The 20,742-nt window shown below is 49.6% G+C and carries 20 protein-coding genes and 1 pseudogene; 7 read left to right on the top strand and 14 right to left on the bottom strand.

Translation table 11 applies throughout. From position 1 onward, the window contains the following. Positions 1-38 precede the first annotated feature (38 nt). On the bottom strand, positions 39-1,865 hold the full coding sequence (typA, locus tag KMZ15_RS04065; protein ID WP_223694456.1) for a translational GTPase TypA: 1,827 nt from the start codon (positions 1,863-1,865) through the stop codon (positions 39-41). A 328-nt stretch (positions 1,866-2,193) separates the two neighbouring features. Here typA and KMZ15_RS04060 point away from each other — a divergent pair, with 328 nt between their 5' ends. Then, positions 2,194-3,306 (top strand): branched-chain amino acid ABC transporter substrate-binding protein, encoded by a 1,113-nt coding sequence (locus KMZ15_RS04060; RefSeq protein ID WP_223694687.1) that lies wholly within the window; start codon positions 2,194-2,196, stop codon positions 3,304-3,306. 381 nt (positions 3,307-3,687) lie between these two features. Here the strand turns inward: KMZ15_RS04060 and KMZ15_RS04055 are convergent, their stop codons facing one another. Then, the gene (locus KMZ15_RS04055) at positions 3,688-5,010 is read right to left on the bottom strand and encodes an IS5 family transposase (RefSeq protein WP_223694454.1); all 1,323 of its coding nucleotides are present in this window, start codon (positions 5,008-5,010) and stop codon (positions 3,688-3,690) included. 305 nt (positions 5,011-5,315) lie between these two features. Between KMZ15_RS04055 and KMZ15_RS04050 the strand changes: the two genes are divergently transcribed. Further along, a complete protein-coding gene (locus KMZ15_RS04050) occupies positions 5,316-6,029 on the top strand; it encodes a GNAT family N-acetyltransferase (RefSeq protein ID WP_223694452.1) in 714 nt (237 codons plus the stop codon). A 480-nt stretch (positions 6,030-6,509) separates the two neighbouring features. Here KMZ15_RS04050 and KMZ15_RS04045 read toward each other — a convergent pair whose 3' ends face one another. Next, entirely contained in the window at positions 6,510-6,770 is a 261-nt protein-coding gene (locus tag KMZ15_RS04045) for a type II toxin-antitoxin system RelE/ParE family toxin (protein WP_223694450.1), read from the bottom strand. Between the two features lie 22 nt (positions 6,771-6,792). On the opposite strand from KMZ15_RS04045, the gene KMZ15_RS04040 reads away from it, so the two are divergent. Then, positions 6,793-6,960, top strand: a complete 168-nt coding sequence (locus KMZ15_RS04040) for a hypothetical protein (RefSeq protein WP_223694448.1) — start codon at positions 6,793-6,795, stop codon at positions 6,958-6,960. A gap of 35 nt (positions 6,961-6,995) precedes the next feature. Here the strand turns inward: KMZ15_RS04040 and KMZ15_RS04035 are convergent, their stop codons facing one another. Beyond that, positions 6,996-7,130 (bottom strand): DUF1127 domain-containing protein, encoded by a 135-nt coding sequence (locus KMZ15_RS04035; protein WP_258134765.1) that lies wholly within the window; start codon positions 7,128-7,130, stop codon positions 6,996-6,998. A gap of 392 nt (positions 7,131-7,522) precedes the next feature. Here KMZ15_RS04035 and mutS point away from each other — a divergent pair, with 392 nt between their 5' ends. Beyond that, positions 7,523-10,132 (top strand): DNA mismatch repair protein MutS, encoded by a 2,610-nt coding sequence (gene mutS, locus KMZ15_RS04030; RefSeq protein ID WP_223694685.1) that lies wholly within the window; start codon positions 7,523-7,525, stop codon positions 10,130-10,132. A 77-nt stretch (positions 10,133-10,209) separates the two neighbouring features. On the opposite strand, the gene KMZ15_RS04025 is transcribed toward mutS, so the two are convergent. From KMZ15_RS04025 to KMZ15_RS03995, 7 genes are all read right to left on the bottom strand, one after another. Then, positions 10,210-10,749, bottom strand: a complete 540-nt coding sequence (locus KMZ15_RS04025) for a peptidylprolyl isomerase (RefSeq protein WP_223694683.1) — start codon at positions 10,747-10,749, stop codon at positions 10,210-10,212. Between the two features lie 760 nt (positions 10,750-11,509). Then, on the bottom strand, positions 11,510-11,857 hold the full coding sequence (locus KMZ15_RS04020; protein ID WP_223694444.1) for a DUF167 family protein: 348 nt from the start codon (positions 11,855-11,857) through the stop codon (positions 11,510-11,512). 113 nt (positions 11,858-11,970) lie between these two features. Next, positions 11,971-12,762: an outer membrane protein assembly factor BamC gene (gene bamC / locus KMZ15_RS04015; protein ID WP_223694441.1), complete on the bottom strand. Its 792-nt coding sequence runs from the start codon at positions 12,760-12,762 to the stop codon at positions 11,971-11,973. Positions 12,763-12,818: 56 nt separating this feature from the next. Next, positions 12,819-13,727: a 4-hydroxy-tetrahydrodipicolinate synthase gene (gene dapA / locus KMZ15_RS04010; protein WP_223694439.1), complete on the bottom strand. Its 909-nt coding sequence runs from the start codon at positions 13,725-13,727 to the stop codon at positions 12,819-12,821. Positions 13,728-13,770: 43 nt separating this feature from the next. Next, a complete protein-coding gene (locus KMZ15_RS04005; RefSeq protein ID WP_223694681.1) occupies positions 13,771-14,973 on the bottom strand; it encodes a tryptophan--tRNA ligase in 1,203 nt (400 codons plus the stop codon). Positions 14,974-14,980: 7 nt separating this feature from the next. Next, positions 14,981-15,643 carry a site-2 protease family protein gene (locus KMZ15_RS04000; RefSeq protein ID WP_223694437.1) on the bottom strand — a complete coding sequence of 221 codons (663 nt, stop codon included), beginning with the start codon at positions 15,641-15,643 and terminating at the stop codon, positions 14,981-14,983. 123 nt (positions 15,644-15,766) lie between these two features. Then, positions 15,767-16,600, bottom strand: coding sequence for a 3',5'-nucleoside bisphosphate phosphatase (locus tag KMZ15_RS03995; protein WP_223694434.1), 834 nt, complete (start codon positions 16,598-16,600; stop codon positions 15,767-15,769). 273 nt (positions 16,601-16,873) lie between these two features. On the opposite strand from KMZ15_RS03995, the gene mscL reads away from it, so the two are divergent. Then, entirely contained in the window at positions 16,874-17,320 is a 447-nt protein-coding gene (gene mscL, locus KMZ15_RS03990) for a large conductance mechanosensitive channel protein MscL (protein WP_223694432.1), read from the top strand. A gap of 125 nt (positions 17,321-17,445) precedes the next feature. On the opposite strand, the gene KMZ15_RS03985 is transcribed toward mscL, so the two are convergent. Together KMZ15_RS03985 and KMZ15_RS03980 are read right to left on the bottom strand one after the other, a co-directional pair. Continuing rightward, positions 17,446-17,646 carry a hypothetical protein gene (locus KMZ15_RS03985; RefSeq protein ID WP_223694430.1) on the bottom strand — a complete coding sequence of 67 codons (201 nt, stop codon included), beginning with the start codon at positions 17,644-17,646 and terminating at the stop codon, positions 17,446-17,448. Between the two features lie 184 nt (positions 17,647-17,830). Further along, positions 17,831-18,157, bottom strand: a pseudogene (locus KMZ15_RS03980) (IS5 family transposase); the annotation flags it as partial. A gap of 141 nt (positions 18,158-18,298) precedes the next feature. Between KMZ15_RS03980 and KMZ15_RS03975 the strand changes: the two are divergent. Then, the gene (locus KMZ15_RS03975; RefSeq protein ID WP_223694428.1) at positions 18,299-19,246 is read left to right on the top strand and encodes a hypothetical protein; all 948 of its coding nucleotides are present in this window, start codon (positions 18,299-18,301) and stop codon (positions 19,244-19,246) included. Positions 19,247-19,301: 55 nt separating this feature from the next. Then, the gene (locus KMZ15_RS03970; RefSeq protein ID WP_223694425.1) at positions 19,302-19,436 is read left to right on the top strand and encodes a transposase; all 135 of its coding nucleotides are present in this window, start codon (positions 19,302-19,304) and stop codon (positions 19,434-19,436) included. Positions 19,437-19,485: 49 nt separating this feature from the next. On the opposite strand, the gene pbpG is transcribed toward KMZ15_RS03970, so the two are convergent. Further along, on the bottom strand, positions 19,486-20,607 hold the full coding sequence (pbpG, locus tag KMZ15_RS03965) for a D-alanyl-D-alanine endopeptidase (protein WP_223694423.1): 1,122 nt from the start codon (positions 20,605-20,607) through the stop codon (positions 19,486-19,488). Positions 20,608-20,742 lie beyond the last annotated feature (135 nt).

Below are 20,742 nucleotides of genomic sequence, written 5' to 3'. Positions count from 1 at the left end.
GCCCTGGGCATTCAATGGGTTGCAAAAACAGCCGTGGATTACACCACGGCACTTGTGCGCTCGGCCCGACGGCGCTCATTTTCTTTTAGGTTCCGCTTGCGCAATCGAATCGACTGCGGCGTCACTTCGACGAGCTCATCATCTGAGATAAATTCAACCGCATATTCGAGAGAGAGCTGGACCGGCGTCATCAGATCAATATGCTCATCCTTACCCGACGCACGCACATTGGTGAGTTTCTTTTCGCGAATTGGATTCACCACCAGATCGTTATCGCGGCTGTGAATGCCAATAATCATTCCTTCATATAAAGCGTCACCCGGGCGCACAAACATGCGTCCACGTTCTTGCAACTTCCAGAGCGCATAAGCCACTGCAGCGCCGTCATCTTGCGAAATTAGCACGCCATTGCGGCGTTCACCGATACTGCCTTCACGCAGTGGGGCATAAGAATCGAAAATATGGCTGATTAAGCCTGTGCCTCGCGTTAGCGTTAGAAATTCGCTCTGCAAACCAATTAGACCACGTGCCGGCACCCGGTATTCAAGGCGAGTGCGCCCACGTCCGTCAGACGCCATATCTAGCAACTCTCCCTTACGGCGGCCAATTTCTTCCATGACCCCGCCCTGGTGGCTATCTTCCACATCCACGGTGAGCAATTCAAGCGGTTCGTTCAACACACCATCAATCTCGCGCAATACCACGCGCGGACGCGATACGGCTAACTCATAGCCTTCGCGTCGCATGTTTTCAATCAGGATGGTTAAGTGGAGCTCGCCACGGCCTGAAACTTCAAAGACTGTTTCATCAGTGGTGTCTTTCACTCGCAACGCAACGTTGTGATTGAGTTCGCGCATCAAGCGCTCGCGCAATTGCCTGCTGGTCACGAATTTACCTTCACGCCCAGCTAAAGGCGAGGTGTTGACGCAAAAATTCATGGTCAAGGTTGGCTCGTCTACATTAGTGATCGGCAAGCCTTCTGGTTTGGCAGGGTCGCATATCGTTGCGCCAATGCCAATCTCCTCAATGCCATTAACGAGCACAATGTCACCCGCTTCCGCGCTGTCTACACTGACCCGCTCCAGCCCTTTGAATTTTTGGATTTGGTTGACTTTGCGATTCAGCACTTCGCCCCCAGGCTCCATAACTAATGCAACCGCCTGACCCGTCCGTAGTGTGCCACGTGCAATCCGGCCAATGCCAATGCGCCCAACATAAGTTGAATAATCGAGCGAGGAAATTTGCAGTTGTAACGGGCTATCTGGATCATCTGCACGCACTGGTACGTATTGCAAAATCGCATCCAACAGCACACGTAGATCGCCTTCACGTACATTTTCGTCAAGGCCCGCGTAGCCATTCAGACCAGAAGCATAAATCACTGGAAAATCAAGCTGCTCTTCGGTCGCACCGAGTTTGTCGAATAAATCAAAAGTTTGGTTCACTACCCATTCAGCACGAGCGCCAGGCCGATCGACTTTATTCACGACCACAATGGGTTTCAGACCTTGTGCGAGCGCTTTTTTAGTGACAAAGCGGGTTTGTGGCATCGGGCCTTCGACCGCATCAACCAGCAACAATACGCTATCGACCATTGACAAGACACGCTCAACCTCGCCCCCAAAATCCGCGTGACCGGGCGTGTCAACAATATTAATATGCGTGCCGGCGTATTCAATCGCACAATTTTTGGCGAGAATGGTAATGCCCCGCTCTTTTTCAAGATCGTTTGAATCCATTACCCGTTCAACCATTTGCTGGTTTTCGCGGAAAGTGCCAACTTGGCGGAGTAACTGATCAACTAAAGTGGTTTTGCCGTGATCGACGTGAGCGATAATGGCGATATTGCGAAGCGCGCGGGTCATAAGATATTCTAGGATGGAAAAGCCAAAGCGTGTCAGCGCGTACTGCTTTGTACCACCGCATCGCTTGCTTGAAAGCTTTACATTTTAGCACATAATGCATATTGTATCTGGCTAATGCATATCGCACTTATAGTATAAATGACTGCGATACCCTATAAATGACGGTGTACCCTATAAAGGATAAGGAAATATACACCTTCGCTAGGACTACAGTACGATTAAGCCGTGAGACGGTCGTACGCTTAAGCCGTGAGACAGTCACCAGAATATAGGAGGGGCAATGGCAGCGATGATTAAATACGTGACACGCATTTTGCTAGCAGGATCGATGATGGGTATCAGCATTATGACCGCGGCGCAAAATACGCAGAATCGCGCAGAAGTCAAAATTGGCTGTGCAGTGCCAATCTCCGGAGCGCAAGCACATTACGGTCGAGATTTTCTCAATGGCGTGATTCTTGCTGTAGAAGAATTTAATGCAACTGACCCCATCATCGGCGGCAAGCCCATTCGGATCGTACTGAACACAATGGATGATCGAGCCGATCCTCGCATGGCGATTATGGTTGCTAAGAAGCTTGTCGATCAAAAGATTAAGGGGGTGCTCGGCCATTTCAATTCAGGCACCACGATCCCTGCCTCTCATGTTTACGCCAAAGCAGGCATTCCCCAAATCGCCATGGCTTCCGCTCCTCAGTACACGCAGCAAGGCTATAAAACCACCTTTCGCATGACCGCTTCGGATCTTCAGCAAGATGCCTTGATCAGCGCTTTTGTCGCTAAGAATCTGGGCCTTAAACGGATTGCCATCATTGATGATCGGACCACGTATGGTCAGGCGTTGGCAGATCAATTTGAACAAATCGCCACCGCAGAGGGAGTCGACATCGTTGGCCATGAATACGGTAACGATAAAACCATTGATTTTAAGGCGCTATTAACCAGACTCAAGCGGATTAAGCCGCAAGCGATCTTCTATGGAGGGGTCGATGCACAAGCCGCAGCCGTGGTTAAACAAATGCAGGCGCTCAAAATAAAAGCCGTATTAATCGCGAGTGAGGGCGTCAAATCAGAGACCTTCTTAAAGCTTGCTGGGCCAGCTGCCGAAGGCACCGTGGCCTTATCGATCTGTTTGTCGCCAGATAAAATGCCGCGCGGCAAGGAATATGCTGAGCACTATAAAAAGCGCTTTGGCGAGAATGTTCAGACCTATTCACCTTATGCCTATGATGGTGCGATGGCGATGTTGAGCGCAATGAAAACCGCAGATTCAACCGAACCCGAAAAATATTTGCCATATCTCGCTAAGACCGAAATGCCAGCGATCACCATCAAAACGCTTGCTTATAATGCGCACGGTGACTTAAAGCAAAGCGATATGATGGTTTATAAAGTGGTTAATGGGCAATGGCAAACTTTATCTATTATTCGTGGGAAATAATCCCGCTCGGCCAAGCGCTCGCACAGCCACTCTTACGCTCTGAGCGGTGGTAGATCGGCTCTGCGTTGGCTCATCTCACCTACGTTCCACGCTACAGGCGATCTCTTCTTGAACATCACCAGCACCTTAGTGTTGCCTTCGGCCTAATACCGACCCAGAGAGCAAAACGGAATTGTAAGAATCACCACGTTGGCGAGTAACTGCCCAAAGCCTAAATTTTCTGGGCTTTGGGCGTGGAACCCCTCTCTGCATAGCTGCAGTGTAAACAAAAGCAGTCGGTACGGCTGCTGCGCAGCAGTGAATTTCTCAAGAAGGTGCGTCGTGTCATTTTTGTCTCCTAATGAGTCGGTCCTGAATAAATCGTTTTGCGTACTATGTGATCTAAAAACTCAAACCAACAGTAAAGGTATGACGGAATAAAACGGATAAAAGAAAGACGTAAAAAAGCCGAAGCTTTCTGAGGATCATACGTAAGTTATGCCCAGCACCACAGAGCACAGCGTGCATGGCATCGCCTAACGCGCCTTTGAGCCAATTTCGGTCTAGTTTCCCATCCGCTTTCATATGGCCAATAATGGGCTCAATGGCACTGCGTCGTTTGATGACCGCGCGTAGCGTACGTGTGATACCCCGACGCATACCAGAGTGATAGATTTTTACGCCATCGATCTCAATGCCTTTGTAACCGCGATCAACGATCGCAACCTCTGGAGTCACATCACACAGGATCGCTGCTTGTTCTAGTGCTTCGGCCAGCGTATGACCGTCATAAGGATTTCCTGGCATTGAGCGTGCGCCAACCACCAACCCTTCCTGGTGAGTCGTCGTGATCGATACTTTCACACCGAACTCGTAAGGCTTACGCGCCTTGCCCTTGGCTATGCATTCCACTTCTGGGGCATGCAGAGCATAGAGTTTGTCTTTATCCTTGGGCCTTTGCGAAATGATTCGTTTTGTGCGGGATATCAACTCTCTCAATGCATCACGGCCTTGTACGGCCACTGACTCGATTTGTCTCTCAACGTCACGCATCACTCGCCCCACTCGCGAACGTAGTGTACCCAACGCCTTGTTCATTCGTTTGTACTGCTTCGCGTGCGCATAACGGCTGATCTGGGTTGATAGGCGAGGCGCAATTCGGTTGTAGTTTTGCCGTAACTTTAAACCGTATTGTGCCGCCACTTTCACCAGATGCTCTCGGCAACGCTCTAGCAATCGCGAATCGGTAGGATGCGATATCGCCTTCTCCATCACCGTGGTGTCAACGATCACTCGTTTTACGCTCGATGCTTTGATGACATCACTACGTTTGGCCGCTTCGATCGTCTCCGCTAATAGCTCTTCTACGCCCGCTTCACCAAGCCGATTACGCCAACGCGTTAGACTTGACGGGTCAATCGGTGCCTCAGTTTGAAGGTACGTTTCCCCTGTAAAAAATTGTTGGTAGGGGTTTTCCAGCCAACCCAACACCACCTCTTCATCAGACAAATTGAATGCGTATTGCAGATACAGTAAGCCGGCTATGAGCCGCGGCGAGGTCGCAGGTCGACCTCTGTTTGAGGTGAAGCTCTCACTCATCAACGCGCTAAGCTGATCCCAGTTGATTAAACCCGCCAGTCGCACCAACGGATGCTTCATATTGATCTGTTCGTTTAGCGGATGCCGGAATAAATCTCCTGTGCTCGCCGTTGCCTTTGGACCCATTCTTGCCTCATCACAAATTGCAGGATTTATTTTCTTAATATGCCATTTTATTGCAATTTATGCCGCCCTATCTCGACGCAAAACCTTTACCACAAAAGAACTTACGAATTATTCAGGACCGACTAATGATTTTGTAAGGGAAGAATTTACGAATTTAGTAGAGTAATATGACAAGACTTTAATGCATCGATCGCGCTGAATCCGGCGGACATCCATGGGTTATTAACGAGTATTTGGCTACGGCGATCGAGGCACTACCAGCTCAGTATCTTTTTATATTAATAAGAGGGTTCATAGGAGATTTTATGTTGTCAGCAATTTCTAATATTACTCGTTCTACGAATATTGGCGTGCAGCTATATAATACATATGTTGATTCAAGGCCAGATATTAGCTTTGAAACTGGAGACAAAGGGGCCTTGACTGTGACTATACACACGGAGGACCTCGAAATGAAATCGGTCACTCAAAAAAATTTATTGGCCTACATAGATCTATTCGCTGACCCCATCAACATGGAAAAATACCGTGATGGTAGTGTTTGGAGTATAGATAAAACTCAAGAACGTTTGAATACGTGGGAAGATCGCTGGCAAAAAGGGAATGCCTTTAGCGCTCTAGCTATCACCAACATAAATGAAGATGATCAGTTTATCGGCAATATCGTGGCAGGCTTCGGGGCGCAGTACGGTTCTGTTGAGGTGGCCAGGGTCCTCCATCACAAACATTGGGGCAAAAGATTTGGGAAACAAGCTGCCATCGCGCTGGTGAACTATTACATTCCTGAAGCCCGAGATCGAGGCTATAAACTCCTTTTTCCCTCTGGCACGGCTCCAGAAAGTGTAATCGCTACAGCTCGCGAAGATAATCCCGCTTCCGTCAAAACTTGGGAATCCCTGGGAATGCAGCGAGCAGCAGTGGAAAAATACAGAAGCAAACGCCTTGTTTTTTCTGAAACTATCGAAAAACTTGATAAAAGGCATTTACACCAAAACTCAGTGCCCACCTCCTTTGCTTAGTCGCGCCTTGAGTTTCCCCTGCTGAAGAGGGATGGTCGGGATTGATAAAAAATCCGCCGCATCTTGGGGGGGCCACGCCCAAAGCCCAGAAAATTTAGGCTTTGGGCAGTTACTCGCCAACGTGGTGATTCTTACAATTCCGTTCTGCTCTCTGGATCGGTATTAGGCCGAAGGCAACACCAAGGCGCTGGTGATGTTCAAGAAGAGATCGCCTGTAGCGTGGCAGCACAGTTGACCACTGAACCAGAAGCACAAGCAGACTAGCCCATTAAGCTTCGAGAGATTTAAAATCAAAGGCTCTGACGCATAAACGTACTTTAATTTCCCTTTCGTCAAATCCCCCCTATAACCGTCTCTTTAAAATCTCGTGTAAGTGTCATCATGTCCTCTTTTGTTTTTTCATCACAGCCCTAGCTGCCTCTACTTTTCGACGCTTGTACTCTTCCCATAAGTGCACAGCCCTATCGCGATGCCTGTTTGTTAACGATGCTTTGTTCCTCCACCAAGCAGAACAATGATTTTCAAACCATCCTTTGCAAGATACATTCGATAGCCCGGCCCAAAATCAATCTTGTATTCGCCCATTCCACGCAACCACTCCACTCGAGACAAATTACCTAGTTCCATCCTAGCTTTTGCCGTAGTAACTTTTGCAGCAGCAACCGGTGGAAGTGTCTTAAACCACTCTGCGTAAGGGCTAAGTCCATCTTCAAGAAACCGTTCTCTGACAGAAAATATCATACCTATCGCGTTGCCTCAGCTCATGGCGGAGCAGATTGAAAAACAGATGAGCCCAAAGGCTGTCATTGAACTTCAGTCAGAAAAGCTTAGCGAACGTTTTAACGTGAGTTTTGAAGTGCTGAAAAAATTTGAGCGGGAAAAAGCTAACCACAGCATTAAACATCAGCCTTGCAAAATGGGAGCATCGTAGATTTTTTGAACTGCCCCCATCATCCCCATTGTTAGTTAACCTGCCTTATGCTGACGATAAGGATCATTCCTTAACCAATTGGCCAACCTTGGATTTTCCCATACCTGCGCCCGTGTCAAGCCAATATCTTTCAAAGCCTCATCATCCAGCAGCCCTAATTCCGAGCGCATACACGCAAGGCGCCATCTATTTTGTAATATTTTTAGCATTTTCCCTATAAAATTTACGAAAGCCATAACGATCCCCGTTTAGTTCATCGCTTTAAAATCAAATCGAAATCAATCGATGCTCTTCTAAAATAATCCATGAGAAATCTTTGTCAAGTTGGGGCCAGCAACAACATAAATAATGTATGACATTGGGGGTCTAACTGAAGCCACTCAGCCATACGCTGACGCTAGATTGCCGTGCCTCAAACCTTAAACTGGATTAGACTAACGCCTAACAAAAGCACGCACTTAAGCCTTACTCAGACCGGAATATGCCTTTTCAACCATTAAACGAAGACCTTTCTACCTCCAGCATCACGCCCCAGACTCGCCAAGCCAACGGCCATACGCCAATGATGCAACAATACCTGGGCATTAAAGCCGAGCACCCGAACACTTTAGTGTTGTACCGGATGGGGGATTTTTACGAGCTTTTTTTCGAGGATGCGGAAAAAGCTTCGCGCTTACTTGATTTGACGCTAACCCAACGCGGCGCATCGGCTGGACAAGCCATTAAAATGGCCGGATTGCCGTATCATGCACTCGAGCAATATCTAGCAAAGTTGGTCAAATTGGGGGAGTCTGTCGCCATTTGTGAGCAAATTGGCGACCCTAATACCTCAAAAGGGCCCGTCGAACGCAAAGTCGTGCGCGTGGTCACGCCCGGCACACTCACCGATGCCGCTCTGCTTTCAGACAAGCATGATGCCTGCTTGCTGGCTTTTTATGCGGTGCCAAACCGGCGCAACCGGACGCAAACCATTGGCCTTGCTTGGCTCAATTTAGCCAGCGGCGCTTTGCGACTTAGCCAGACCGCTCCGGCCGATCTGCTGGCGACTCTTGAGCGGATTCGCCCGGCCGAGATCCTGGTCGCAGATACGGATCATAACGACGCCGCGCTCGCTCATCGGTCTGGCGCCTTAACGCGTGTTCCCAACTGGCATTTCGACCTTGCAGCGGGCCATACACGCCTCTGCGCGCAGCTTGGCGTCGCTAACCTCGATGGCTTTGGCGTTGATTCTTCATCCATTGCCTGCGGTGCAGCGGGCGCCCTCTTACTCTATGCCGCAGCCACTCAAGGCCAGCAACTGCGTCATATCTGCAGCGTGCAGGTTGAGCAAGAAACACACTATATTAGCCTTGATCCAGCCACGCGCCGTAATCTTGAACTCACCGAAACCCTGCGTGGCACGGAAGCGCCAACCCTCCTGTCCGTGCTCGATGTCTGTTGCACCTCAATGGGCAGTCGGCTGCTACGCCATTGGTTGCACCACCCACCCCGCGCAGCACACCTTGCCCGGACACGCCAACAAGCCGTCACCGCGTGGCTCCAGGCAGTACCAAATGCTGCCGGCGACGCCCTGCTTGGGTTGCGCCAGAGCCTACGGCAGATAGCGGATATCGAACGGATCACCAGCCGGATTGCACTTTTGAACGCCCGCCCGCGTGATTTAGCTAGCCTGCGCGATTCGTTTAGCCAATTACCCACAATCCGCACGCATCTCAGCCCGCTGACTGAACACGCTCCGTTGCTGATTGCATTAAAGGCCGCGCTCGAACCGCCTGCCGAGTGCGTAGCATTACTGCAGCGAGCCATTGCAGCTGAGCCATCGGCCATGATTCGTGACGGCGGCGTGATTGCCCGTGGCCACGATGCACAGCTTGACGAGTTACGTGAACTGTCCGAAAACTGCGGACAGTTTTTGCTTGAGTTAGAAGCGCGTGAACGCACGCGGACTGGGATTGCGAATTTACGAGTCGAATACAATAAAGTGCACGGTTTCTTTATTGAAGTGACCCGCGGTCAAACAGATAAAGTACCCGATGACTATCGGCGTCGGCAGACCTTAAAAAACGCCGAGCGCTATATTACCCCTGAACTCAAAGCCTTTGAAGACAAAGCCTTGTCAGCTCAAGAGCGCGCTCTCATGCGTGAAAAAACCCTCTATGATGAACTGCTGCAAACGCTCTTGGCTTATATTGCAGAGTGCCAACGCATCGCTGCCGCCTTGGCTGAACTCGATGTCCTGGCAACCTTGGCCGAACGCGCCCGCGCTCATGATTGGACGGCGCCTGAATTAAGCGATGAAAGCGGGATTGAGATTGAGCAGGGACGCCACCCAGTGGTTGCTGCTCAAATTGAGCGCTTCATTGCCAACGATTGCCAGCTTTCTACACAGCGTAAACTGCTCTTGATCACCGGCCCCAATATGGGGGGTAAATCAACTTTTATGCGGCAAACTGCACTGATTGCGCTGATGGCCTATATTGGCTCTTATGTGCCTGCTCAGCGCGCGCGCTTCGGGCCGATTGACCGCATTTTTACGCGGATTGGCGCAGCCGATGATTTGGCGGGGGGGCGCTCAACCTTTATGGTTGAAATGACAGAAGCCGCCGCTATTCTGAATAATGCCACGCCAGCCAGCTTAGTACTGATGGATGAGATCGGCCGCGGCACATCGACTTTTGATGGGCTTGCACTAGCCTGGGCAATTGCACGGCATTTGCTTAGCACGAATGGCTGTTACACGCTATTCGCCACACATTACTTTGAGTTGACGCAATTACCCGACGAGTTTGCACAAGCCGCCAATGTGCATTTATCCGCCGCCGAGCATAAACAAGGGATTGTGTTTTTACACACCGTGAATGAAGGTCCAGCCAATCAAAGCTATGGCTTGCAAGTGGCTCAATTAGCCGGCGTGCCGCCCGCGGTGATTCGCGCTGCGCGCAAACACCTGCAGCACCTGGAACAGCAAGCTTCAAGCCGCCCTTCGATGCAACTCGATCTTTTCAATGCATGTGCGCCCGCTGCCCCTCCGCCTGACGAGAGTGTATACACTGCTCAACCGGAGCACCCTACTTTGAGCAAGCTACGCGCACTGAATCCAGATGAAATGCGGCCACGTGAAGCGCTGGAAATATTATTTGAATTACACGCGCTCGCGACGCAAACAGAATAAACGAGAAATCGCCCCCCACTACTGGTTGTCATAGCAATCAACGTGGGGGCGAAAGCAGAAAAGCAGAAGTTTAAAATTTAGTGCAGAAGGGGCGCAGAATCATCCTCTGGCGTATCAGAATGCAGTGCCAGACCATCCGCTCCATGCACATGACGATGGTCAATTTCTTCGGCCGTCGCGGCCCGCACTGCCACTACTTTTAGGTCAAACCTGAGCGCCACGCCAGCCAGTGGATGATTGCCATCCAGCACAACATGATCCTCGGCAATATCAGTGACGATATAGATGGGCAAATCGTCTGGATCCTCGTCCTCATCCTCTTCGTCTAACAGGCCCTCAAACTGCATCCCGACTTCCAATGGCTCGGGAAAACGGCTACGCGGCTCGACTCTAATGAGTTCAGCATCATATTCCCCAAACGCCTCGGTGGGTTCGAGTTGTATCTTGGCCTCAAACCCTAGCTCTTGACCCTCTAACGTTTGTTCAATCTTTGGGAAAGTGTTCTCATAGCCACCGTGCAGATACACCATTGGCTCACTGCTTTGCTCAATCAGTTCATTCTGCGCATCTGATAGGGTATAAGAAAGGGACACTACGGTATTTTTTACAATCTTCATCATTAAATTCTCCACAACACAAACGATATTATACGATGCGAACATTCGCCTGGCTTTGTGACCATAGAAAATTTTCCGATTTCACGTAACAAGGCCCTGAGCTAGGTCGTCAATAGTGGACGCTTTCCAGTTGCCGTTCCTGGTTCTGGTCGAAGATGCTGACCCAGATGTACCCAATATGCTGTTCGTTCATGATTTGCTACTGCGCTCCCACCAGCATATTTTCAATCAAGCGGATCATAGTTTCCTTTGGTGCCGCAGCCGATTCGGCTACCAGTAGCGCCAATGCCGCGAGTCCAATATCGTTGATGACCAGTTACCCTTCTCGCATCAGCGCGTTGTTGCGGTTCAGAAAATCGACGAACAGGAAAGCGTCAGTGCGCTTGGAGTTGATGCGATACCCGACAGAAATGATGGGGCGTCGAGGTTGTAGTGCTGCGTTTGATAAGTCGTCCCATCCCCGGCAGTACGTGCAAAATTTGCACATACTGAACTTTCCTCAAGCTACGAAGGCACCCGGAGCAAGCGCCAGCGTATTAAAGTCAAACTGTTTCTGTAAAGGGGAAGGCGATGTGTTTGCAGAAATTCTTTGGCAATCTCCACATCCATCAAAAACAGTTTGAATAATGCATCATGCGGCATCGATAAGTAGTTCATTTAGCAATCATCTAATCGTTGGTTAGTCACGTGCCACATATTCTGTCACGGCGCCCAAACGATGAGTACTAGCCCAAATGGCTAATTCGTCGCTCCTGCAGGCTCAACACAATTCCTGCTGCCCAATCACCGCGGGCAGCTGCTTAGGCGCTTTAATACGCAATTGCTTATTGACACTCATCCGGCCAAACACAACCTCGATCGCCGAGGTTGGCACGCCAAACTCTCCCGCTAGAAAGCGCACCATATGGTCAGTTGCCTTGCCGGCACAGGGCGCTGCCGTAACGCTCACTTTAAGCTGATGTCCTTTGACCTTGCCAATGGCATTCTGTTTTGCGCTTGGCTTACCGAGAATATTGAGGACCAGTGTATCGCCATCCCAGGAAAAAACGGATGGCTGAACAGTGCGGTGGGTTTTGGTCGTTTCTGTATTGACTTTCTTGCGTTTCATCGCGGCGATTGTTACTGTCCAAAACGATCCAAAAGCCAGGCGATGATGCAATCCTAGTTAGCAATTTTGTGCGAGAAGAAGCGATTGAATATCGCCACTCTCATTGCTTAAAATTATTTGCTTTCCGATTTTACTTTAGGAGCTGGGCGCGCCTGAGCACTGAGCTGCTCCGCCTGCGCAGAAGTCAGCCCAAATTGTTCCATCAGCCGGTTCAATAACGCTATTTCAAGCCCCGGATTGCGCGCCCGATCTTGCCAGCGCGAGCTTTCTTGGAAACGTCCAATTAACACCTCTTCCATCCCACGGTGCGTAATTGAAATCAAAGTCGCTCCGTTTGGATTGTGTTCTACTAACATCCGGAAGCGGTCACGCATGCCTGATGAATATAATTTATCTGCAACTTGACCAAGAGTGCGACGCAGCCAATCATTAGAAATTTGCGCGCGATTTTCAGTCCAATCGGTTTCCATTAAGCCCATCTCAGGCCGATCTAGGGTTAATGTGAATCCACTCTGCGTCCAGAATGCTCGCAATAATGGCCATAATTGCGTGGGGGTATAGCCTGACACGACCAGCCAACGTTGATAACCATCATCCTCAACGTGTAGCCTCACCGGCTGCGCTGCCGCTCCTGGAAGTGGCTTGGGCGTCGCTACCGCACGTTGCGATACCGTCCCTAACGCTTTAATCGTAGTCTCTGTCGGCGCAGAAAAATACTCGTTATGCTGTTGTATCGGCGCCAAATCACGAGGTATCGACAGAGCCGACGCAGCGTGTGCGCTTTTATAGTCGACCCGGTCTGGGGAGAACCATTCATTTACTGAGCTACAGCCCGTCAGTGTAGAACTGATCAGCAAGGTAGCAGCAACGCGCTGGGCAAAAAAATAAGGCTTAATATGTTTCATCGGAGGTTGTTCAAGACTGGTTCACAGCCGGAAGGTAGATGAGTTGCAAGAGGGCTTTACGCCAAACCTGCTTCGTGTAACGCGGTACGCACAGCCGCATGATGAGACTCATCCAGTGGCGTCAGCGGCAAGCGGATACCGCTTTTAATCTTACCCAACTGCGCCAATGCCCATTTTACTGGAATCGGATTCGATTCAATAAAAAGATCACGGTGCAACGCTAAAAGTTGCATATGGATTGCCCGGGCACGCACTACCTCGCCAGCCATCGCTGCCTGACACAAATCGCTCATGGCACGCGGCGCAAGATTAGCTGTCACCGAGATATTGCCGTGGCCGCCCATTAACATCAATGCCACCGCCGTCGGGTCATCACCACTGTAAATTGAAAAATGCGCAGGCGCTGATTGAATTAATTCAATGCCGCGCTCAAGCTTGCCGGTTGCATCTTTAACCCCAACAATGCCTGGCACTTGCGCCAGTTGCAAGATCGTTTGATTGCTCATATCTGCCACCGTGCGACCTGGCACATTATATAAAATCAGCGGCAAATCAACCTGCTCGGCAATCTTCGTAAAATGCTGGCAGATACCCGCTTGCGTTGGCTTATTGTAATAAGGCACGACTTGCAAAGTCGCATCAGCGCCGACTTGCTTGGCATATTCAGTCAGGGCAATCGCCTCAGTCGTCGAATTGCCGCCAGCGCCTGCAATCACTGGAATGCGCGCGGCCGCATGGGCCACTGCGGTTTTAATTAATAGCTGATGCTCGTCGATTGAAACGGTAGGCGATTCTCCGCTGGTGCCGACAATCACAATACCGTTTGTGCCTTGTTCTACATGCCAGTCAATTAATGAGCGCAAGGCGGGTAAATCAAGGCTGCCGTCTTCGAACATCGGCGTGACCAGCGCAACAATACTGCCGCGCAGAGAAAAAATAGGCGTTTCTTTCACAGAATAAGTCATCGAATTATGAATAGATCAGGCAATCAAGTTTGATTGTATCGGATTAGGAATAAGACAGGCCCATCGCTTCGCGCACATCCCGCATTGTCTCTTGGGCAATTTTGCGTGCTTTATCGCACCCATCTGCCACAATCGCGCGCAATAACGACGGATCATCGATATATTTTTGGGCCCGCTCAAGCATCGGCTGTTGCTCATGCAAAATTGCGTCAATCACGGGTTGTTTGCATTCAAGACAGCCAATGCCCGCGCTACGGCACCCCTTTTGCACCCAATTTTGCGTCGTTTCATCCGAGTAGGCCAAATGCAACTGCCATACTGGGCATTTGTCTGGATCTCCCGAGTCAGTGCGGCGCACACGGGCCGGATCGGTTGGCATGGTGCGCACTTTCTTTTCAATCGAGTGCTTATCTTCACGTAGTCCAATCGTATTGCCATACGATTTTGACATTTTCTGCCCATCTAGACCTGGCATGCGTGAAGCCTTAGCCAATTGCACTTGCGGCTCAACCAAGATGAGCTTACACGCTCCCTCAAGATAGCCAAACAGCCGTTCCCGGTCGCTCATGGATAAGCTCTGAGATTCCTGCAAGAGCGCGTGCGCTTGTTCTAACGCTTCACTCTGTCCTTCTTGCTGGTAGGCATTACGTAATTCATGATAGCGTTTGGTGCGCCGGCCACCGAGCTTTTTGGCAGCTGCTAACGCTTTTTCTTCAAAACCGACCTCTCGGCCATAGAGATAGTTAAAGCGACGCGCGATCTCGCGCGTCATTTCGACATGAGGGATTTGGTCTGCGCCAACGGGCACAAGCGATGCGCGATAAAGCAAAATATCAGCCGCCATCAACACCGGATAACCCAGGAAACCGTAAGTCGCTAGATCTTTCTCTTTGAGTTTTTCAATTTGCTCACGGTAAGTGGGCACCCGCTCTAACCACCCTAGCGGCGTACCCATGCCAAGCAGCAGAGTCAGTTCTGCATGCTCAGGCACGCGGCTTTGGATAAACAGCGTCGCCTGCGCTGGATCAATGCCAGCCGCCAGCCAATCGATCAAGACCTCCCAAACATGCTGCTCGATCACGTCCGGCGTTTCATAGTGGGTGGTCAATGCATGCCAGTCAACCACGCAAAAAAGGCATGGATATTCGGATTGCAGCCGACCCCAGTTTTTTAAGACACCATGATAGTGCCCAAGATGGAGCGCCCCAGTTGGGCGCATACCGGAAAAAATACGATCTGGAAACAACATAATCTCAGCGCATAAGAGCAACAAAAGGGGTTAACAATAAGGCGATGATATCGTAGCCCAGCCCAATCAACGGGCGCAGCCACACTTTGCCTAGCACACCCGTCATAACCAGCGCCAGCACGATAAAAAAACCATAAGGTTCAAGCCGAGCTAACTTCAGGGCGGGGCGAGGCGGCAGCAACGAAACCAGTATACGCCCGCCGTCTAACGGTGGCAGTGGCAATAGATTAAACACGCAGATCACTAGATTCACCAGGACCCCGGCCATCGCCATGCGTAAAAAGAAAGGCTCATCAACGCCCATCGCCGCCAAAATAATACCCGCCAGCGCCCAGATAAAAGCTTGCGCAAAATTGCAGCCAGGTCCCGCCAGCGAGACCCAAAGGCTATGCCAGCGCGGATTGCGTAAATTACCGAAGGCCACCGGCACCGGTTTTGCATAACCAAACAAAAAAGCGCCACTGGTTGCAAAATAAAGAAACAGCGGCATCGCAATCGTCCCAAGCGGGTCGATATGCTTAAGTGGATTAAGGCTCACTCGCCCTAATATATAGGCCGTGTTATCGCCAAACAATCGCGCTACATAGCCATGTGCAGCTTCATGCAGAGTGATTGAGAATAAAACAGGTAAGGCGTATACCGCAACGGTTTGTATTAAATGGTCCATAACTCGCTATTGTAACCAAGCGCGGACACAAGGTTTAAAAATCCAAGATGAATGATGCATCTAGCGCCTACTTCAGAGACCTAACGAGACACATAGAGGAAAGCGCGGCCATTAGCTCAGCCCTTACAACCATGCTTGCCAGACGGGTGTTAGATCAGCCGGTAACGCTGGCAGGCTGCCCAGCGCCGTCCGGCTTTCTTTGGGCGCATGGAAATCTGAACCACGCGAAGCCCAAAACCCGTAGTGACGCGCAACCTGCGCATATTCCTTATACTGCTGAGGAGTATGGCTACCGGTGATGACCTCAATCGCCATACCGCCCAATTCTTTGAAAGTGGTAAACAACCTCTCGTATTCAGGCGGCGTATATCGATAACGGCCTGGATGCGCGATCACGGCCACGCCGCCGGCCGCTTTAATCCAGCTGACTGCGTCCGTCAGCGGCGCCCAGCAATGCGGCACAAAACCAGGATGACCTTCAGTTAGATAGCGTTTAAACACTGCCGGCAGCGATGGCGCAAAACCCGCTGCAACTAAATAGCGTGCAAAATGTGTCCGTGAAATCAAATCCGGGTTAGAGACATAACGCAGCGCCCCTTCATAAGCATCCGCGATACCCACATTGGCCAGCCCTGCGGCCATTGCCTGCGCGCGCACCACTCGCCCTCGGCGGGTCTCAGCTAGGCCATCAACCAGCGCGACACAGTCTGGATCGACATTCAAGCCAACCACATGCACGGTGCGCTCAGACCAAGTGACCGAGATTTCAACGCCATGGACATATTGCATGCCGAGCGCAGTAGCGGCTTGATGCGCTGCGTGCTGGCCGCCTAATTCATCGTGATCCGTCAGCGACCATAGCTTCACACCGCCCTCGTAGGCATAACGAGCAACCTCTGCCGGCGTTAAGACACCGTCTGAAAAATTTGAATGGCAATGAAGATCAGCGTTGAGCATAATGAAAGTTCGCGAATAGGTTATATTTTACTTGTTTTAATATGTAATTTTTAAATTTTTCTTGTGTAATGCCCTTATCTTAATGTTACTTCATCATCAAGCATCACGGGTCACACTACTATGGTAGCCGTTATCACTGGCCTGACTGCTAGGGCCGTTATCGCTGGCCTTATAGGTGTTGGGGAGAGTATTATAGCCGCTATAGAGGATGGTAAACGAGCCACCTGTTAACGTCCTGCTTTTTATAGAGTAATTTGAGTATAGGAGTTCAGTATGAAATTGATTCAAGACTTCAAAACATTTGCCATCCGCGGCAACGTGATGGACTTGGCCATTGGGATCATTATTGGTGGCGCCTTCTCGACCATCGTTAACTCAGCCGTGAAGGATTTAATTATGCCTGTGGCGAGTATATTTACAGACGGCTTAGATTTTTCAAATAAATTTCTCAAGCTAGGCGCAATACCCGCCAACTTTCAGGGCAACCCCCACTCTTATAAAGATTTACAGACCGCTGGCGTAGCGCTTTTTGGCTATGGCAGTTTCGTGACGGTGGTGATTAATTTCATTATTTTGGCCTTTGTGGTTTTCTTAATGATGAAATTTATTAACAAATTACGCGATGGCCAGGCGCCTATCGCAGGAGCCCCTGCTGCTGCTCCGCCAGAGAATGTCCTGCTGCTGCGGGAAATCCGCGACGTACTCAAGCAACAAAAATAAGTACCCGTACTCACGAATTCCTTCGCCTCCTGGATTGTTTCCGGCACGCGCGACACCGTGCGACCCCCAAGGGGGTGGGCCATTTTCTTGAGGTTTTGCGCTGTGTAGAGCGCAGAATCGGCCACTCAGCGCAGGGTACGGGTGTCATCGATTCCTTGGCGAAACGCATCGATGCTTTCTATCGTCTGCGGCAACACCGTTTTGTCCGACGCGTTGCCGTCACAAGGCGTCATCCATAAAGGAACGCCTGAGCCACCGGCCACCGCCAAAGACAACACGACTTGCTTCAAATCGGGACGATGGTCTTTGGAATACCCGTGGGTCACGGCGATTTCAACCGCCATCTCAGCAGAGTTCAGAACGAAATTCAAGTTTTTAAATGAGGGATAGCGGAATGTAGAATAAATGAATTATCGGCATGTTTTGCTTGATTTGTCGGAATTTTATCGGCATACCATGTTTTTCAAATTAATAACATATATAGCATTTATTATGTCGATAAAGAAACTGCTTTAACCGCGCGAAGGCATTTTCCACCAGGTGTCGATATCGATATAAGCCCCTGTCCAGATCTTCATTTCCTTTGATTGAGTTGCGCTTTCTAGGAATGACAACTTTGCTTGATTTTTGGACAATTTGCTCCCGTAGTCTTTCACTGTCGTAGCCCTTGTCTGCTATCAGTGTTTCCGTTTTCGGCAACTTATCGAGCAGATCAGGGGCTGCCGTGCAGTCATGAACCTGACCGCCTATAATGCTAAACTCAATCGGTTTCCCAAAAGCATCGACTGCTAAATGGATTTTGGTGGTCTGCCCAGCATGACTTTTCCCGATGGCTTCAAACGGTGTGCATAGAATTAAAATATTCACCACTGGTCCAAGCACACGACCATATCTTATGACTTTTGGTCTATATCAAAACAAAGGCGGAGCGAATACAGTATAGGGATTATTCATTCGTCCTGTTTCCAAAAGATTCCGATGACAAATTTAGTCGCTCTCCCCCCTTCTTATGCCGATGAGGCATGGAAAAATGCATTAGATGTTTATTTTCGGGAATTCATGCAGTTCTTTTATCAGGAAATAGCAGTCCAAATTGCATGGGAAGCAAAATATGAAATGCTGGATAAGGAACTGCAAGGCCTAAGCAATAAAAGCAAAGTAGGTAAAAAGCTGGTAGATAAACTCATCAAAGTGCGCCTAAAAAGTGGAGCAACTTGCTTCGTGCTACTGCATATTGAGGTGCAGGGACAGTACGAAATAAACTTTGCGCAAAGACTTTTTGAGTATTTTTACAGGTTATATGATCGTTATCGACAACCGGTCCTAACAATGGTGGTCTTAACAGATGACCGCCCTAACTGGCGCCCTAAAAGCTACCCGATGCAAGTGTGTGGCCATAAGGTCAACCATTTCCGGTTTTTGACCAGCAAACTCCTAGACTATCGCGATCAAAGAACGGCTTTATTAGAACACACTAACCCATTTGGCACGATAGTGGCAGCCCATCTTGCAGCATTAGACACACGCACAGATCCCAATGCGCGTTACCAGCATAAATTTGCATTAATGCGCCAGCTATATAGAAAAGGCTTAGCGCGAGAAGCCATTGTTAATTTATTAAGTTTTATTGATGGGGTATTAACCTTACCCAAAGAGTTTGAAATTCGCTACAATAGTTTAATGAAACAACTGGAAGGAGAACATAACGTGCGATATATAACGAGCTTCGAGCGTATCGGAAGAGAGCAGGGACTTGAAGAAGGTATACAGCAAGGCCAATCTACTTTATTGAAAACTCAGTTAGAAAGTAAGTTTGGTACTTTAACCAAACCCTATCAGCAGCGCCTTAATAAAGCGAATATGAATACTTTATGCCAATGGGGCAAACGTATTCTCACCGCTCAAACGCTTGACGAAGTTTTTTGAATTGATTGTTTAATGCATCGGCTGAAAGAATGACGTTCAGATCGATGATATTTGCTTGAGTAAGCCTTTACCTGAGCTAGCGCATGGACTGTTTGGCACGCTTTATGCTGACAAAGGCGATATTCAGGAAGTGAGTTTTGGAGCCAACATATCAACATTGGTCAAGTTGATCGAAAAAGGCAAGCTCTGAGGTCAAATCAGCAACGGATTACGGATACCCCAAAAATACAGGATCTTATTTAGATGGCGGCAGCAGCATCAGTTCGACTGATATGCTGCACGCCACCATTACCGACCCAAGTGTGTATGCGCATAGCATCGCCAAGTCGTGAGTATTTATCGGTTGAGTCAAGCAAAACGATAATCAGTGGGCGATTTTGTATGGTGACTTGCATCACCAAACATTCTCCCGCTTCACGGATAAAGCCCGTTTTCTGCAGGCCGATTTCCAAGCTAGCATTGCGTACCAGCGCATTGGTGCTTTTATACTGAATGGCCTTTTTGCCGGTAAAGACATGATGGCCAGCATTGGTTGAGAACTCACGGATCAACGGATACTGATAGGCCACGTTGACCATTTTAGCCAGATCACGCGCGCTGGAAACATTACGGCTGGTGAGTCCAGTGGAGTCGAAAAAATGCGTATCCTTCATCCCCAAGGCTTGGGCTTTTTGGTTCATCGCCGTAATAAAAGCCAGCCGGCCACCTGGATAGTGGCGCGACAAAGCAGCCGCAGCGCGGTTTTCAGATGACATCAACGCAATATGCAGCATATCGGCGCGCGATAAGCGCGACCCTACGGATAAGCGCGAGCCCGTGCCTTTTTCAAAATCGCGGTCTTCGTTGCTAACTTCAAGTGTGTCAGTCAGCGGCAAATTGGCGTCGAGCGTCACCATTGCGGTCATCAGCTTACTAATCGAAGCAATTGGCAACACTACCCGGGCATTTTTTTCAAAAAGCGCCTCATTCGTATTTTGATCAATCACATACGCCACACTTGAACGTAAAGCCAGCGCATCGGGCGTTTGGTGGAGGCCAAAGGAGCGGCCTAGCGATGGCGCGGAGGGCTTAAATGCCACTCGTCGTACCTTCGTGCGCCGCACTTGTGCGCGCTGCCGGTAGGCCGGAGTTCTATAGGCTGCCGTATTACTTTTTACATTGCTGCTGGCAACCCGTCTGGAGCGGACCGTGCTTGGCTTACGCGGCGCATAGGTCAAACCCTTTACAGCGCCCGCCAACGGCGCAGCTGCACAGCTCGCCGCAGGAGCCGCAGAGGCTAGCCGGGGCAGAATGCTAAGCGCCATCATCACACTTAAACACAGCGCCGGTGGCAGCGTAGAGCGAATAAAGCTATTTCGCATGACCCAAAACTAAGAAAAATGGTGAGAACTCATTCATGTTGTTTAATTTCAGCAACCCAAATATGTTTATTAATGTACTCAGGACTTAAATAAATAACCATTACAAACTGTATCAAAGTGAGCTTAAACGAAGTG

It is taken from the genome of Mycoavidus sp. HKI, from assembly GCF_020023735.2.
Lineage (GTDB): Bacteria > Pseudomonadota > Gammaproteobacteria > Burkholderiales > Burkholderiaceae > Mycoavidus.
The sequence above is the reverse complement of the archived record's forward strand: the minus strand, read 5'-3'. Positions and strand labels throughout refer to the sequence as shown.